The following is a 263-nucleotide window of genomic DNA, read 5'->3' on the forward strand; positions in this document are numbered from 1 at the left end:
CGATATGTTCCATGGCTTGAGATGCGCCAATTCGTAAGGGATTTTCGCGCCCCTATTGCACAATTCCGAATTGGTTTGATCGGTGCATTGGATCACGAATTTTGCCTTGCCGAAGCGAAGGCGATCCAGTTGTTCGAGAACAGCGAAACCCTGCGATGTTTCGACGCCGGGGTTCAAATGGACATAATCGGCGGTCGGGCATCTGGACGGCTTTGCTCGCGCGATCTCCGTCGTCTGATAGTGATCTTTGGGCATCGCACGAT

The 263-nt window shown here is 52.9% G+C and carries 1 protein-coding gene; it reads right to left on the reverse strand.

Annotated elements, in window-relative coordinates:
- Positions 1-263, reverse strand: a 263-nt coding sequence (locus AC3II9_RS21910; protein WP_489158820.1) for a hypothetical protein, incomplete at both ends; no start/stop codon positions are given.

This window comes from Lysinibacillus sp. RU7, from assembly GCF_057837305.1.